The organism is Streptomyces sp. NPDC107471, from assembly GCF_055582845.1.
This window is the reverse complement of record NZ_JBVJPC010000017.1, coordinates 63817-79234: the sequence shown is the minus strand read 5'-3', so window position 1 is coordinate 79234 and position 15418 is coordinate 63817. Positions and strand designations below refer to the sequence as shown.

8 protein-coding genes are annotated in these 15418 nt (G+C 72.7%); 2 read left to right on the top strand and 6 right to left on the bottom strand.

Annotated elements, in window-relative coordinates; translation table 11 throughout:
- The first annotated feature begins 132 nt into the window (after positions 1-132).
- Both ACZ66S_RS38430 and ACZ66S_RS38425 read left to right on the top strand, forming a co-directional pair.
- Positions 133-3405 (top strand): FtsX-like permease family protein, encoded by a 3273-nt coding sequence (locus ACZ66S_RS38430; protein WP_469906221.1) that lies wholly within the window; start codon positions 133-135, stop codon positions 3403-3405.
- A gap of 89 nt (positions 3406-3494) precedes the next feature.
- Positions 3495-6323, top strand: a complete 2829-nt coding sequence (locus tag ACZ66S_RS38425) for a hypothetical protein (protein ID WP_469906220.1) — start codon at positions 3495-3497, stop codon at positions 6321-6323.
- Between the two features lie 45 nt (positions 6324-6368).
- Here the strand turns inward: ACZ66S_RS38425 and ACZ66S_RS38420 are convergent, their stop codons facing one another.
- From ACZ66S_RS38420 to ACZ66S_RS38395, 6 genes are all read right to left on the bottom strand, one after another.
- Positions 6369-7379, bottom strand: coding sequence for an ABC transporter ATP-binding protein (locus ACZ66S_RS38420; protein ID WP_469906219.1), 1011 nt, complete (start codon positions 7377-7379; stop codon positions 6369-6371).
- Positions 7380-7569: 190 nt separating this feature from the next.
- Positions 7570-8844, bottom strand: coding sequence for a prolyl oligopeptidase family serine peptidase (locus ACZ66S_RS38415; RefSeq protein ID WP_469906218.1), 1275 nt, complete (start codon positions 8842-8844; stop codon positions 7570-7572).
- Between the two features lie 271 nt (positions 8845-9115).
- Positions 9116-11236 (bottom strand): PQQ-dependent sugar dehydrogenase, encoded by a 2121-nt coding sequence (locus ACZ66S_RS38410; RefSeq protein ID WP_469906217.1) that lies wholly within the window; start codon positions 11234-11236, stop codon positions 9116-9118.
- Between the two features lie 144 nt (positions 11237-11380).
- Positions 11381-12544: a sugar phosphate isomerase/epimerase family protein gene (locus tag ACZ66S_RS38405; RefSeq protein WP_469906216.1), complete on the bottom strand. Its 1164-nt coding sequence runs from the start codon at positions 12542-12544 to the stop codon at positions 11381-11383.
- A 263-nt stretch (positions 12545-12807) separates the two neighbouring features.
- On the bottom strand, positions 12808-14046 hold the full coding sequence (locus ACZ66S_RS38400; RefSeq protein ID WP_469906215.1) for an SCO3242 family prenyltransferase: 1239 nt from the start codon (positions 14044-14046) through the stop codon (positions 12808-12810).
- Positions 14046-15197, bottom strand: coding sequence for an inositol-3-phosphate synthase (locus ACZ66S_RS38395; RefSeq protein ID WP_469906214.1), 1152 nt, complete (start codon positions 15195-15197; stop codon positions 14046-14048). Before ACZ66S_RS38395 ends, ACZ66S_RS38400 begins: the two co-directional genes overlap by 1 nt.
- Positions 15198-15418 lie beyond the last annotated feature (221 nt).

Below are 15418 nucleotides of genomic sequence, written 5' to 3'. Positions count from 1 at the left end.
GTAGGACTGTCACACGCCGTCACCGTCACATGTTCGATTCTGCGGGGGTTGCATGTGGCCGCCACGGCCTTGACTTCTTCGCCCGGGCCGCGCCCTGGTGCCCCGCGTTCCCGTCGGCGGCGGTTGCCGGCCGTGGTCAGGCGGGCCGCCCAGCACGGGTCGGCGCTGGCCGCTGTCGCGGTGACCGTGCTGCTGTGTGCGACGGCGTTGGCCGCGCTCGCGGCGCTGGCCGGGAGTTCCGTGCAGGACGGAGCCGTGCGGCGGCTGGCCGGTCGCGTCGACGCGCAGGCGAGCGTCAGCGCGTCCTTCCGGGCCGGTGGGATGGCTGTCGCCGATCGGGATGTGCGGGCGGCCGCGGAGCGGGTGTTCGACGGGGTGCCGCAGCGGACCTACGTCGGGTTGCTCGGTGTGTCGCCGGTCTCGGTGACCGGGATCGGTGACAAGGGCGGCCCCCCGCGTGTGCCCGGTGCCGGTGGGCTGCATCCGGTTGCCGTCCAAGGGGCCGGCCGGTTCGGGCAGTTGGTTGCCGGGCGGTGGCCCGCCGGCACGGCCGACGCGCAGGCCTCCGCGTTCACCTCCCTCCCCGACGTGCGGGTCGCCACCGGGTCCACCGCCCCGGTCGACGCTGCGGTGCCGGATGCGCTGGCCCGGCGTCTGGGCGTCGGACCCGGTGACGCGGTACAGGTGGAGGACGCCTTCGGGCGTGCCATGACCGTACGGATCACCGGTGTCTTCCGGGCGCGTGGGGCGGTCGGATTCTGGCCGGCCATGGCCGGTGATCTGGCTCCTGGGGCGACCGCCGACCAGAGTCTGCTCGTGGTGTCGGCGTCCGCCATCAACGGCAGCGCCGTCCTCAACGGGCATCTGACGGCTCATTGGAGTGTGCAGCCCGACTTCTCCCGGATCGACACGGGCGACCTCGCCGGGTTGCAGGAGCGGCTGCGTGCGTTCTCCGGGAGCGAGAGTCGTATATCGGTGTTCGGTGGGCGGCAGCCGTCGCTGGACGATCTGACGGTGGTCTCCGGTCTGCCGGGGGCGATCGACGACCTGACGGTGCCGACGGTGGCGGCCCGGTCCTCGGTGTACCTGCCGAGCGTGATGCTGGCGGCCCTTGCCCTTGCCACCCTGGTCCTGGCGGCGCGTCAGTTGACGGTGCACCGGCGCGACGAGCTGGCTCTGCAACGGGCCAGAGGCGCCGGCACGCCACGGTTGCTGGGGGGTGCCGCGGCGGAGTGGGCGCTGACGGGTATTCCGGCCGCTGTGGCCGCGCCTTTTCTGGCCGGACTGCTGCATCCCGGCGCCCGGAGTCCCGGCGCATGGGCGGCGGTGGGGCTGACCCTGCTCGCGCACGCCGCGGCGGTGCTGCTGCCCGTACTGCCGTCCACGCGACCGCACCCGGTCCGGGGTGCCCGGGCCGCCGCCGCGCAGCGTTGGGGCGCCGACCTGTCCCTGGCGGCCGTGGCTGTCCTGGGCTATGTGGAACTGCGGCGGCACCACTCGCTGCTGGCCGGGCTGGGTGGCGGCGGTGCGGCCGCGGACCCGGTGCTGGTTCTGGTGCCGACGCTGGTGGCGGGCGCCGCCGCGCTCTTGCTGCTGCGACTGCTGCCGCTGGCCTCCCGTTTGCTGGACGCGCTCAGCCGTCGTAGCCGGGGTGTGGTCCTCGCGCTGGCCGGCTGGCATCTGGGGCGGCGGGCCTCGCGCAACGCGGGCCCGGTGGTGCTGATGTGCCTGGCCGTGTCGGTGAGCGCCTTCGCGACCACCGCGCTGGCCTGCCTCGGCGCCCTGGCCTCCGAGGAGGCCGCGTTCACGGTGGGCGCGGACGTGCGGATCTCGCCGTCCGCGGCCGGCAGTTACCCCTCCCCCGTGCTGAGCTCCTCCTATCGCGCGCTGCCGGCGGTGACCGCCGTGGCGCCGGTGACGCGGTCGACGGTGAATCTGCCCGGCGGTGCCACCGTGGACCTGGTCGGCACGGTCGGCGGACCCGCTCCCCGCACCCCCGCCCCGGACGTCCACGGCATACGGCTGCCCGGGCGTCCGAGCGCGCTGCTGCTGGACGAGCGGCTGAGCAGTGACGGCAGCCGGGCGGCGCCGGGTCTGGAGCTGACCGTGCAGGACGCCTCGGGTCTCGTCAGCAGGGTGACCACCCATCTGCCCACCGCCGACGGAGCCCGGCACACCGTCGTCGTCCCGCTCGGGGTGGCTCTGAGCGGCGGCCACCCGAGGCAGTACCCGCTGACGGTGACCGCCGTCAGCCTTCTCCCCCAGCCGGACACACGTCCCGCGCGACTGGACCTGGAACTGATCCGGGTGGGCGCGCGCGACACCGCTGACACCTGGGTGACCCGGCTTCCCCGTGGGCAGGTCTGGGCCGACGGCACGGAGCGCGCCTCCGACGCCACCGCAGGCGCGTGCGAGGGAAAGAGCTCCGGTGTCTACGAGCCCGGCACGCCCGGGGTGTGCTCCGTCGCGCGCGGCGGCTCCGAGATCCTGCGGACCACCGTCAGCACCGGTCTGCGGCCCTCACAGGCCGTCGATGACGTCCTCGGCGGCGAGTTGTCCGACAGCGACTACAACACGCGGCCCGCCGGTCGGGTGCGATTCGTCGCGGACCCGGTCGGCCGTCCCGCTCCCCTGCCGGTGCGCGCCGACGACGCGACGCTGGGAGCCGCGCGCCTGAGCGTGGGCGCCACCACGACGCTGGATGTGGGAAGCGCCCGGATCACGGCCAAGGTGGTGGGCCGGGTCGACTCGTTGCCCGGACTGGGCCGCGGACAGGGGCACTTGATCGCCGACCAGCGCCGACTCGCCGCCGCGCTGACGCGCGCCGGTCGTGACCCGGAGGATCCCGCGTTCTGGTGGCTGCGCAGCACCGACAGCGCCCGCACGGCCGCAGCCGCCGAGGCGCAGCCCGCGCTGGGCCGCGTCACCACGACGGAGCGTACCGCCGCGTCCCTGCGGGCAGACCCGTTCCGCAGCGGACTGCGCCGGGCACTGGAACTGGTCCGGTATCTGGCCCCCGCTTTCGCGGTCATCGCCTTCACCGTCCATGCCGTGGTCTCCACCCGGCAGCGCCGCAAGGAGTTCGCCCTGCTGCGGGCGATCGGCGTCCGCGCCAGACCCCTGTCCGCGTTGCTGGGCACCGAGCAACTGGGGCTGGCCTTGTTCGCGGTGGTCCCCGGGACGCTGATGGGTGTGGCCCTCGCGTCGGCGGTGCTGCCCCTGGTCACCGTGGACGACAGCGGGCGGACGCCCTATCCGCCGCTGCCCCTGGTCGTGCCCTGGGCGACCGTGACGCTCTTCACGGTCGCCACGGCTGTCGTCATCAGCGCGGTCGTCGTGGTGCTGGCCCGGCTGCTGTCCCGCGTGGACCTGGTGCGGGTGCTGCGAGCGGGTGAGGACCGTTGAGCCCGCGGCCCGGCATGACGGACAGGGACGGCGCCGGACACGATGGGGAAGGACGGACCGTGACGCGACCCGTCGGGGAAGGGGCAGCCGTGACACGACCCGTGGGCCCGGCGGTGACGCGCCGTCTGATACGCAAGGAGAGCCGCGGTGACCTGCCGCTGCTGGCCTGCCTCGCGGCCGTCGTCCTGCTGCTCACGGCGCTCTGCGCCTGGGCGCCCGCCTACGCGGGCGGCCAGGAGGACCGGGCACTGCGACAGCGTGTCGACGCCGCACAGGCACAAGCGCCCCTGATCAGTCTGAGCACCACCCCCCAGGTCTTCGACACCGTGCCGCCCGCGCTCGACGCGGCGGGGCTGCTCGACGGCGGCAGCGCTCTCACCGAGCAGCTCACGGGCTCCGCCGCACGGCATGTGACCGTCACCGGCGGCAGCTACGACTACGACCAGGCGTCCCTGGTCTCACCGCGCCCGCCCGGCCCGGCGAACACCAGCACCCGGCTGGCGCTCAGCCATCTGCCGTCCGCACAGGCCCACTTGCGTTACGTCAGCGGTCACCCGCCCGCCGACAAAACGCCGTTGGGCACGGCTCCCCAGATCGGGTTGTCCCAGGCCACCGCCCAAGCGCTCGGTGTGCGAGCCGGCAGCCGGCTGACCGTCGAGTTCGCCAAGACGCTCGGCGTGCAGAACGCACCGCCCCGGGCGAAGCTGCTCGTGAGCGGCGTCTACCGCACGTCGGCCGCGCGCGACGCCTTCTGGTCGGGCCGCGAGACACTGGACCAGCCGTCCCGCTACCCGGCCGAGCACTCCGCGGGCACCGTGCTCGCCGTCCGCGGCCTCGTCGGCCTTGACGCGGCGGACCTGCTGGCCGGGGCCGGCGTCGGCGGCCCCCGAATGACCTGGCAACTGCGCGCCGACCTGTCCGGGGCGGCGTTCGACCGGGCCGGCGCGCTTATCGGCCCGCTGTCCCGTTACAGCGCGGACCTGAGCGATGACCTGTGTCAGGGAGCCGACCCCCTCACCGGCGACGTCGCCTGCCATGTCGGCGGCCAGGCCACCGGCCCCCTGCTGGTGATCGACTCCCTGACCCCGCTCCTGGCCGCGTTCACCGCTCAGGACCAACAGGCGCGAGAACTGGCGACGTTCGCCGTCGACGCGCTGGCCGCGGTCGCCCTGGCCACCGTCATCGTGGCGATACGGCTGCTGCTGCGCCGCAGGCAGGAGCATCTGAGGTTGCAGCGCGCGCGGGGCGCCTCCACCGTGCGGTTGGTGCTGCTGCGGTGCGCCGTTGCCTGGCCGGTGGTGGCGGTCGCCGCACTGCTCGGCTGGGTGACCGGCGGGGCCCTCGCTCCCGGCGGCACGTCCGGATCGCCGCAACCGATGACCGCCGTCCTCGCCGCAGCGGCCGTGGCCCTCACGCTGCCGCTGATGACCTGGCTCGCGGTGCGCGAACCCCGCAGACCCGGCCGACTGCGCCGCTCACGCCGGAACACCGTCGTCGGCCGGCGTGTGGTCCTGGAGCTGACGGTGCTGCTCGTGACGGCGGCGGGCGTGGTCGCGCTGCGCTCGCAGGGCCCCGACGGCATCCTCGGCGCCGTACCGGCACTGGTGGCGCTGACCGTCGTACTCGCCCTGCTGCGCTGCTACCCGTTCGTGCTGCGCCTGGTGCTGCGGCAGGTCCGGCGCGGCCGGGGGACGGTGGGCTTCATCGGGGCCGCCCGGGCCGCGCAAGACGCCCCGGCGACCGGGCTGGCCCTGTTCGTCCTGGTCCTGACCCTGGGGACGGCCGTGTTCGGCGGCCTCGTCGACCGTACGATCGACGACGGCCTCGCCACCGGCGCGGCCTGGACCACCGGCTCCGACGCGAGCGCGACCGTCGCCGGGACCGTCACACCCGCGTCGGGCACCTCCACCACCGGAGCACGCACCGCGCTCCAGCATCTGTACACCCTCGACCTGACAGGACAGGCGGACGGTGCGGAGATCTCGCCGGTCGCCGTGATCGCCGTACAACCGGAGCAACTCGCCGCGCTCGCCCCGAAGTCACCACTGGCCTCCACCCTGACGGCCCGGCTCGCCAGGACCGCGGACTCCCGAGGCGACGCGAACGCCCCCCTGCCCGCGCTCCTCTCCCCCGACCTGCGGGCGGCCGAGCACACCGGCGGCTTCACCAGCAAGGTCGTCTCCGAGAGGCGGCGCTCAAGGGATGTGGTCTTCGCACCGGTCGGCACCCTCACCACCGCCGAACTGCACGACCCACTCCTGGGACCGGTCACGGCGCAGGTCGCTGCCGGGACGCCCCTGCTGATCACCACCGCCGAAGCCGTGCGCCTGCTCCCCCCGCAGTCCTCGGGAAGCACCGTCCTGCTCCTCAAGGGCGAGACTCCCGCCGCCTCGTCACCCGCCGCACTGCGGTCGGCGGCGGCCAAAGCACTGGGGCCGCTGGCCCGGATCCGCGTCCGCTCCGAGACGCTGAGCGCTCTGCGCAGTGATGGCCTGACCCAGGGGCTCGCCGGCCTCTACACGACCACCTCGATCCTGGCCGCGCTTTCGGGACTGCTCGCCCTCGTCCTGGAACTGACCCTCACCTCGCACGAACGCAGCCGGACGACCTCCTTCCTGCGCACCCTCGGTCTCGGCGGCACACAGGCCGGGGCGCTGCACTTCCTGCAACTGCTGCCGCTGGCGCTCGCCTCAGCGGTGGGCGGCACACTGCTCGGACTGCTCGAACCGCGGCTGATGGCCCGGACGTTGGACCTGCGGCAGTTCACCGGCGGACCCACCCAGCCGGCGCTGCACACCGACTTCTCACTGACCGTCGCCCTCGTCGTCGGCGTGACCGCGCTGATCCTCGCCGCCGCGGTCACCGAAGCCGTCCTCGCCCGGCGGCGCGGACTGGGAGCCGTGCTGCGCCTCGCGTGAAGCACCGCGTCACGGCACAAGCCTTGCCGCCCCGTGCTCACGCGCTCAGCGTTCGGAACCCCCGCCCGCCGCACCCTGCGTGTCCTGCGCGTCCGCTCGCGCCCGACGGGCGGCCTCGTCGGGCCACACACCCACATGGTCGCTCTCCAGCACGAGCCGCACCCGCTTGCGCAGATGCAGACGCTCGGTGAACTCACCCGGCAACTGCAGTCGGCCGCTGCCGTCCAGCACCGCGTACTCCTCCGCGGTGTGCACCTCGACGCCGTCCTCGTCGGTGGCGACCCGGCGCAGCACCTCGGTCGACGTGCGCCCGTCGCGGATCCGTACGGTGCGCTGCACCTGCTCGGACACCAGCGCGTCGTGGGTGACGACGACCACGGTGACGCCCAGCTCCTCGTTGGCCCGGCGCAGCGCGGCGAAGACCTCGTCGCTGGTGGCGGTGTCGAGTTGACCGGTGGGTTCGTCGGCGAACAGGACCCGCGGCTCGTTCGCGTTGGCGACGGCGATCGCGACCCGCTGCTGCTCGCCGCCGGAGAGCGTGTCAGGGGTGCGGTCCCGGCAGTGGGCGACGGACAGCAGGTCGAGCAGTTCCTCCGCCCGGGCCCGGCGCCGGGAGCGCCTGATCCCGGCGTATGTCATCGGAAGCATCACGTTCTCGGCGGCTGTGAGGTACGGCAGCAGGTTGCGAGAGGTCTGCTGGAGGACGAAGCCCACCGTCCGACGCCGGTAACCGAGGCGCTCGCGGCGCTTCATCGCCAGCAGGTCGTACCCGGCTACCTCGGCACCACCCGCCGTGGGCACGTCCCGACCGGAGAGGATGCCCAGCAAGGTCGACTTGCCCGAACCCGAGGCACCGACCACCGCGATCATCTCGCCCTCGGCCACCGTCAGGTCGAGACCTTGCAGAGCCTGGACCTCGACGCCCTCGGTCTGGAAGATCCGTACCAGGTTCGCGCACACCACCAGCCCCGCCTCGGGCTGCGGGGCCCCGGCCTGGGCCCGCCGCCGCAGTTCGTCCAAGTCCGGTGCATCGGTGGGCTGTTGGTGAACTGGCACACGGTCTCCCGAGACGGTGAACTACGCGGACAACGCTGTCAGGCAGTCGCCAGGGTAATGCGCACGTCCCTACGAGGGGCCGGATCCACGTGTTCGCCCCTCACGCTCGCTGAGCCGGACTCGTGCTGCGCAGCAGGGTGCGTCCGAGGGGGCCGGCGCGACCGCACGGCCCCCATCGATCGCCTGTCCGTCAGCGGCGGCGCTGCCCTGCCATCCACTGCCAGATGTGTGTTCCGTCGATGCCGGGGTCGTTGCGGGCGACGTAGATCCACGACCAGTGACCGTTGAACTGGTGGCCGTTCCAGACGACTTGGTCGTAGAGCGTCATTCGTGCACCGGGGATCACGTCGTGTGCGTGCACGGTGTTGGCCTGTGGGTCCACGGTGGGGTCGTCGCGCGAGGCCACGAGCCAGGTGGGGGTGGTGATCCGGGCCAGCTCGCTGTCGGGGATCAGGGGTGGGCCACCGGGCGGGAACGACCCGACGACGCCGCAGATCGGCACGGACGCGGCGAACAGAGTGGGATAGGCGGTGGTCATCTTCATGCTCATGTAGCCACCGTTGCTGCACCCGACGACGTGGATCCGGTCGCGGTCGACGGGGTTGCGGCGTACGACGTCGCTGATGATCTCGTGGATGAGCGGGGCGAAGCGGGGGCCGTCCTCCATCCAGTACGAGGTGCTCTGCGGGGCGAGAACGTAGGCGCCGTCGAAGACGCGCTGTGCCTGGGGGGTGGCGAAACCCAGGGCGCCGCGGTTGGCTCGCAGCGTGGTCTCGTTGTCGTAGTAGCCGTTGGGCAGTGAGGCGCCCTCACCTCCGCCGTGCAGCCACACGACCAGCGGACGCCTCTTGTGCCGGGACGTGTGGGAGGCACGGGGCGAGTACAGGCGGTACTTCATTCCCGACCCGGAGATGTGCGAGCTGAAGGCGTCCACCTCGGGGTCCGACAGCCGCGGGTTCTGCACGAACCTGTCGATCGTGATCTTGCGGTGGTTGCGCAAGGGGATCGGGGCGTTCTGGGTGAGGGTGTAGACGAGATCGAGCATCACGTTGCGGCCCGCGCGCGCGAGGTAGCCGAGCGTGCCGCCCCCGGTCTGGCCCTCGCCGTGGCTCAGTTCGAGCACGATGTCGCCGTGGTGGTCGAGGCGCACGGCGGTCACCGTCCGGTCGAGGTCGTACTCGCCGTAGATGATGTCGCCCGCGGGGACGGGAAAGGGGCTGGTGGCCTTGGCGTGCACGCTGAAGGTGCCGGTGGTGAGGCCGGCCGGGTCGATCGGGCCGAGCCGGGAGGTCCTGAGGGTGATCGACGTGACCTGCTCGCCGCCGTCGAGCACATGGGCGTTCAGGGTGAATCTCACGCTGGTGGTCGCACGGTCGTCTGCGTGGGCGGTCACGCCGGGCAGGGACAGGCCGACGGCGCCCGCTCCGGCGGCCAGAACGGTGCGACGGCTGATACGTGGTGCCATGCGGACTCCTTATGGGGGTTCGGAGGTTTCACCGCGACCTGTTGCGCCGAACTCGGCCACTGCACCGAGGAGCGAGACAGTCGGCCGCGTCTGCAAGGGCTCACGCAACCGGACTCCCGTCGACGGCAGGAGTCAAGAGCGCGACGCAGTCGACACGGCCACAGCCGGCGCACGGTCAGCGCCGAATCTCCTGAGAGGTCCGTGCATCGGGTGAGACGGGCGACGGGGCGCCCGGAGGAGGAACGCCCCGTCACTGTCTCGTAGTTGCCGGTCAGTCAGCCGGGGTCAGGGCGACCTCGGCGCTGCCCGAGAGGGACGGCAGGCCGGCCGGGGGTGTGTCGGTGTAGGTGGCGTTGAAGACCGCCTTGAGGTTGTCCGAGCCGGAGTGGCCGCCGTCCACGAAGGTCTTGAACGATCCGGAGCAGCCGTTGCTCGTCGACAGCGGGTGGCCGTGCGAGTCGTGGCCGAGGATGAACGAGACGCTGACCTTCGCGCAGTCCACCGGCTGGTCGTCGGTGACGGTGACCTGCCAGGTCACCGTGTCACCCCAGTGGAACGGGGTGCCGCCGTGCGGGGCCGGGTCGGTGGTGAGCGAGACGACCGGCGCCTTGTTGCCGACCACGACCGGGACGGAGGCGGAGGCCGAACGCCCGGTGCTGTCGGTGACCTTCAGCGTGGCGTCGTAGACGGCGTTCTGGGTGAAGGTGTGCGTCGGGTTCGCCTCCCTGGAGTCGACCGTGCCGTCGGCGTCGAAGTCCCAGGCGTAGCGCAGGGCGTCACCGTCGGCGTCCGTCGTGCCGGCGCTGGAGAACTTGACGGTCAGCGGGCTGGTGCCGTTGACCACGTCCGCGGCCACCTTGGGCTCCGGGGTGCGGTTGCCGCGGGTGAAGTCGATGCGGGAGAGCTGGGCCTCGGGCAGCTCCGCGAAGTACCCGGTGCCGTACTCGAGGACGTACAGCGCGCCGTCGGGGCCGAACTCGGCGTCGATCGGGCCGTCCGTCTTGATCGTGGGGATCGCGTCCTCGATCTTGAGGACCTCGTTCTTCTTGCCGAGGGTGATGGCCTTCATCTGGTCACGGGTCCACTCGTAGAAGAGCGGCTTGCCGTCGAAGTACGCGGGCCAGCGGTTCTGCGCCTTGTTGCGCTTGTCGTACTGGTAGACCGGGCCGCCCATGGGCCCGATACCGCCCGTGCCGAGCTCGGGGAACTCCGCGGAGGCCCCGTAGCCGTACACGATCTCCGCGTCCTCGACCGGGGGCAGCACGCTGCGTCCGGTGTTGTGACGCGAGTCGTTGACCGGCTTCGCGCAGTCGAAGGCGCCGCCGGAGGTCTGGGTGGCGAAGTCGTAGTCCTGGTACGGCATCTTCTGGGTCACGCAGAACGGCCAGCCGTAGTTGGCGGGGCGGTCGATGACCATCCAGCGTCCGTGGCCCGCGGGGCCGCGGCCCGGGTTGGCGGTGTTGGCGTCGGGCGAGTAGTCGCCGACGTAGACCTCGCCGGTCTTGTCGTCGACGCCGAAGCGGAACGGGTTGCGCAGCCCCATGGCGTAGATCTCGGGGCGGGTCTTCGGGGTGCCCGGCGCGAAGAGGTTGCCGTGGGGTATCCGGTATCCGCCGCCGGGCTTGACCTGGATGCGCAGGACCTTGCCGCGCAGGTCGTTGGTGTTGCCCGCGGTGCGCCGGGCGTCGTAGGCCGGGTTGCGGTCGGCGCGGTCGTCGAGCGGGGCGTAGCCGTCGGAGGAGAACGGGTTGGAGTCGTCGCCGGTCGACAGGAACAGGGTGCCCTTGCCGTCGAAGTCGATCTTGCCGCCGACGTGGCAGCAGATGCCCCGGTCGGCCGGGACCTCGATGACCTTCTGCTCGGTGGCGAAGTCGAGCTTGTTGCCGACGAGCTTGAACCGCGAAAGGCGGGTGACGCCCTTGTACTTGGCGAAGTCCGCGGCCGTGCCGAACTGCGGTGCGTCGCCTTCGTTGACGCCGGGGGTGGCCGGGTCGTCCATGGGGGTGTCGAGGCGGGGCGAGTAGTAGAGGTAGACCCAGTGGTTCTTGGCGAAGCCGGGGTCGATGGCGATGCCCTGGACGCCTTCCTCGTCGTGCTGGTAGAGCCCCGCGGGGCTCTTCTTCAGGTCGGCGGCAAGGAAGTTGACGCCGCTCTTGGGGTCGTGGATGCGGACCTCTCCGGTGCGCGCCGTGTGCAGCACCCGCCGGTCGGGGAGGACGGCGAGGGCCATGGGCTCGCCCGGGCGGTCGTTGAGGGTGACCTTCTGGAAGTCCGACGCGGCCGGCGGTGCCGGGTCCGGCTTGGCGGCCTGCGCCGGGGACACGGGCATGAGCCCGACGGCTCCGGCCAGGGCGGCTGCCCCCAGGAGGGTGACGATCCGTCTGTTGCGCACTCAGAACTCCTTCGGTCTGGTCGGCGGCCGCGATGCGGGTCCGCGGCCGCCGTCCGGTGCAGGGTGGAGGCGGGTCAACTAGCAGGCGGGCTCAGTACGTTGGATGTCGGAGGGCACGCCTGCTGGCTGTCAGGTGAGGCTTCGTCAGTGGCGGGCGCGCAGGGCGGCGAGGTTGTCGTAGCCGATACGGGCGAAGTCCAGGGACTGGCCGGGCACGGTCGTGCTGGGGGCGTTGTCCTGCTCGACCATCGGGTTGCGGTGGTTCTTGTCTCCCACCCGGGTGAAGAACCGCCGGTAGTCGATGTCGCCGGTGCCGAACGGAACCATGTCGTAGCCCATGCCGCTCTGGGTGTTGATGACGCCGTCCTTGGCGTGAAAGAGCGGGAACCGGGTGCTGTTGCGCTCCACGAGTGCGGCCGGGTCGAAGACGCGCTCACGCTGGGAGCCGTCGTGGGCGGTGTAGGTGTGGAACTTGTACTGGGCCACGTGCGCCCAGAAGACGTCCAGTTCCAGGTAGACACTCTTGCGGTCGGTGACCTTCAGGAAGTACTCCAGCTTGCGGATGCCGGAGCTGCGGGTCGGCCGGCCCTGGGCGTCGAGCGGGCCGCCGTCGAGCAGGAAGTCGTAGGCGCTGTCGTGGTTGTGGGTGTAGAGCTTGATGCCCTCGCGGCAGGCGATGGCGCCCAGGGTGTTCCACTTCTGCGCGGCGACGTCCCAGTCGGCCCGGTAAGGGGTGTTGGTGGGGTCGGCGCCGGTGCCCATGTGGTCCATGCCGAGGATGTTGGCAATCTCCAGCCAGCGCTTGAAGGTGTCGCGGTCGGCCGTCGTCAGCGGCCAGGACGGCGGGATGAAGCCGTGGCTTCCCTGCGCCCGCAGGCCGTACTCGTCGAGCCAGGAGCGCAGCAGCCTCGCGCCCTGGACCGTGCCCAGGTCGGCGCCCCCGGGGGCGTTGGCGTGCTGGCCGTACCCGGCGAACTCCACCTGGCGGTAGCCGAATCGGGAGAGCTGCTTGAAGACCTCGCGGAAGCCGGAGGGCAGGTCGGAGGCGAGCGGGTCGCGGCCGATGGCGTCCCGGACGGTGTAGAGGATGATGCCGCGCTTGTGCGGCGGGACCAGGGCGGAACGGCCGTGGTCATGGCCCCCGGTCCGCGCTCTGTCCTGCGCCAGGGCGGGCGAGGCGCCGAAGACGGGGGCGGCGATCGCCGCCCCGGTGACGGCGGTGCAGGTGCTGAGGAAGCGGCGGCGGCTGACGCCGAGGGTGCGGCGCAGGGCGTCGCCGGTGACGGCTTCTTCGTTGAACGCGGTCACAGTGGTTCTCTCTTTCGTCGTCGCGGTGCTGCGGGTGCCGTGCGGCTTCCGCCTCCGGCGAGGCCGGCGAGCCACAGCAGAGGGGACTTCACTTCGGTGGCCGCTCCACGGCCGGATACTGCGCGGGGGGTGGAGAACAGGACGAGCGGACGCCAGGGGTCGCTCGTGGGGAGCCCGCCGGCCTCGTCCGCGGTACGCCGCCGAGGTCCCGGGCGTACCGCGGACGAGGCCGGGGGCGGGCGGGTCGAGGGGCACGTGTCCGCTCATGTGGGACTGATCTTCCGTGCGAGCGCGCGTGCGGCGGGGGCGAGCCCCAGCAGTGCCAGCGGGGTCAGGCGCGCACCGGATCGGGCGGCGAGCGCCGCCTGGAACGGGATCATGGCGCGGATCCCGCCGCCGACGGCTCGTTGGGTGAGCGGCGCGGACGGATTGAGGGCGGCGTGCAGGTAGGTGATGGCGGAGGTACGGGCGTAGGCGGTGGCCGCCAGTACCGCCAGGGGCCGTTCTGTGGGACGTGCGCGTGCCAATAACAGCCCGAGCGCGGCCGTCGCGCCGAGAGCGGCGAGTGGTGCGCGTGTGGAACCGCCGTACGCCTCGTGTCGGGAGACGGCGGTGACGGCGTAGGTGTGGGCTGCCAGCGCGGCAGCGGAGGTCGCGACGCGGACAGCGGGGCCGGGGGTGACGGTGTGCCTCGTGGCGGGGCCGTGTGGGGCCGCTGGGGATTCGCCGCGGCCTTGAGGGATCGTCAGGGGCGCGCCGGGGCCCTGAGGGACCGCCGTGGTCTCGCTGCGGCCTAGAGGGGCCGGCAGAGGCGCGCCGGGACTGTGTGGGACCGCCAAGGACGCGCCGGGGCCGTGTGAGACCGCCAGGGACGCGAGCTTCGCGCGATGGGTCACCGACGTGCGGCCGGCCTCCGGCTTCTGTTGCCCGCGGGGCGCCGACATGGTGGCCGTGGCACCGAGGACGAGGTCCAGCGCGCGGGCCGCGGCCATCGCCGCCGGGGCCGCGGGGGTGTGCTTGAGACGGAGGTCGTACGCCCAGACGGTGGCGGCCAGTGCCGATGCCACCGCGAGAGCGGGGCGGCCGGCGCGGGCGGCTAGCGTGAGTCCGGCCGCGGTCAGGAGTCCGGCCGCCCCCAGCGCTGCCGTAGGAGAGATACGGCCGGAGGGGAGGGGCCGATGCGGGCGTTCCACGGCGTCCTCGTCGCGGTCGGCCCAGTCGTTGAGCGCCATGCCCGCCTCGTAGAGGCACAGCGAGGCGCCGACCGCGTACGCCGTGCCCCGCCCGGCCCGAAGTCCTGTGGCCGCGGCTCCGGCGAGCGCGTCACCGGGCACGGTGAACAACGCGGAGACACGCAGCAGTTCAGCCCAGTCGCGCAGTCGTGCCCGCCGCCCGCGCCGCCCGGCGGGGGGACGCGTCTGGTCCTGGTCGCTGCCGATCGTGCCGGGTTTCGCGGCACGCGCGCCCGCGGGCGGTACGAGGGCAGCCAGAAGGGAGCGCATCAGTGCGCCTCCCGCAGGCGGTCGGCGAAGGACAGGAGCGCGGCGAACTGCTCCCCGAGACCCGCCGGACCCCCGTCCGGGTCCTTGAAGTAGAAGCCCAGTTCCGGGAGCGGACCGGACAGGCCCGTCTCGTGGGCGCGGGCGACCAGGCGGGCCAGGTCCAGGACGAGCGGTGCGGCCAGGGCCGAGTCGCAGCCCTGCCAGACGGTCTGAAGAATCATGCGTGAGCCGAGGAACCCCTCGAAGGCGATGTGGTCCCAGGCGGTCTTCCAGTCGCCGAGCACGGGCACGTCGTCGATGTGCACCTCGCCCTGCGGGGTGTGCCCGAGGATGTCGGCCAGGACGCGTTCCTTGCCGGCGTTCTTCGCCGCGGCGGCGGCCGGGTCGGCCAGGGCGGCTCCGTCGCCGCCGCCGAGGAGATTGGTGCCGGACCAGGCGCGGACCTCCAGGGCGCGCTGGACGAACATGGGGGCGAGGACCGCGCGCAGCAGGGTCTGGCCGGTCTTGCCGTCACGGCCCGCGTGGGGCAGGGCGGCGGCCGCGGCGGCCTCCATGAGGGCCGGGGTGCGCAACCCGGTGGACGGGGTGAAGTTGACGTAGGGGCAGCCGGCTCGCACGGCGGCGGCCGCGTAGAGGGAGCTGGGGGGCAGCCGTACGGCGTCGGGTTCGGGCAGCGGCTCGGTGGAGGAGACGTTGACGACGATTACTCGTGCCAGTGCGTTGCGCACGCGGAACGAGATGAGGTCGGCCGCGAAGTCCGCGATGAGCTCCTCGTCGCTTCGTGTGTCGCCCGGGAGCGGGCCGCCGAGCCGTATCTCCTCGTCCGCGGCCTGGAGTTCGGCGCGCACGGCGGGGGCGAGCCCGTGCGGCAGGACGCCCGCGTCGGTGAGGTGCTCGGCCCGCTTCGGCAGCGGGGCGTGCGCGGTGTCGTGGCCGCCGAAGACGAGGGAGTGCAGGGGCGGCAGGCCGGCCCCGTCGAAGGGGGCGGTCTCGGTGACCATGCCCGTCGGGGGCCGCAGTTGGGCGGTGACCGCCGCGCAGCCGGCAATGGCGGTGGTCGCCACCGAACCGCGGGCTCCGACGAACCAGACGCCGGTGCGTGTGGTCGGCCCGTCGGGCCGGGGCTCCGATGCGTTCCCGTCGGTGTTCACGGTCTGCCTCCCTGCCAGGTCGGTGTTCCGGTGCGGTTGCAGGACGGTCGGCGGAAGCGCGAGGGCTTCCCGCCCGCCGTCGGCACGGGGACGGCTTGGGCCGCGGCCGCCTGAAGGACCGCTCCGTGGTGGGAGCGCGGCTGCGGCGTGCGAAGGGCGACAGGAGTGCCGCCGGTGAGAAGTGCGTGGTGCCTCAGGGTCTTGGTCGTGCGCTGCGCGGG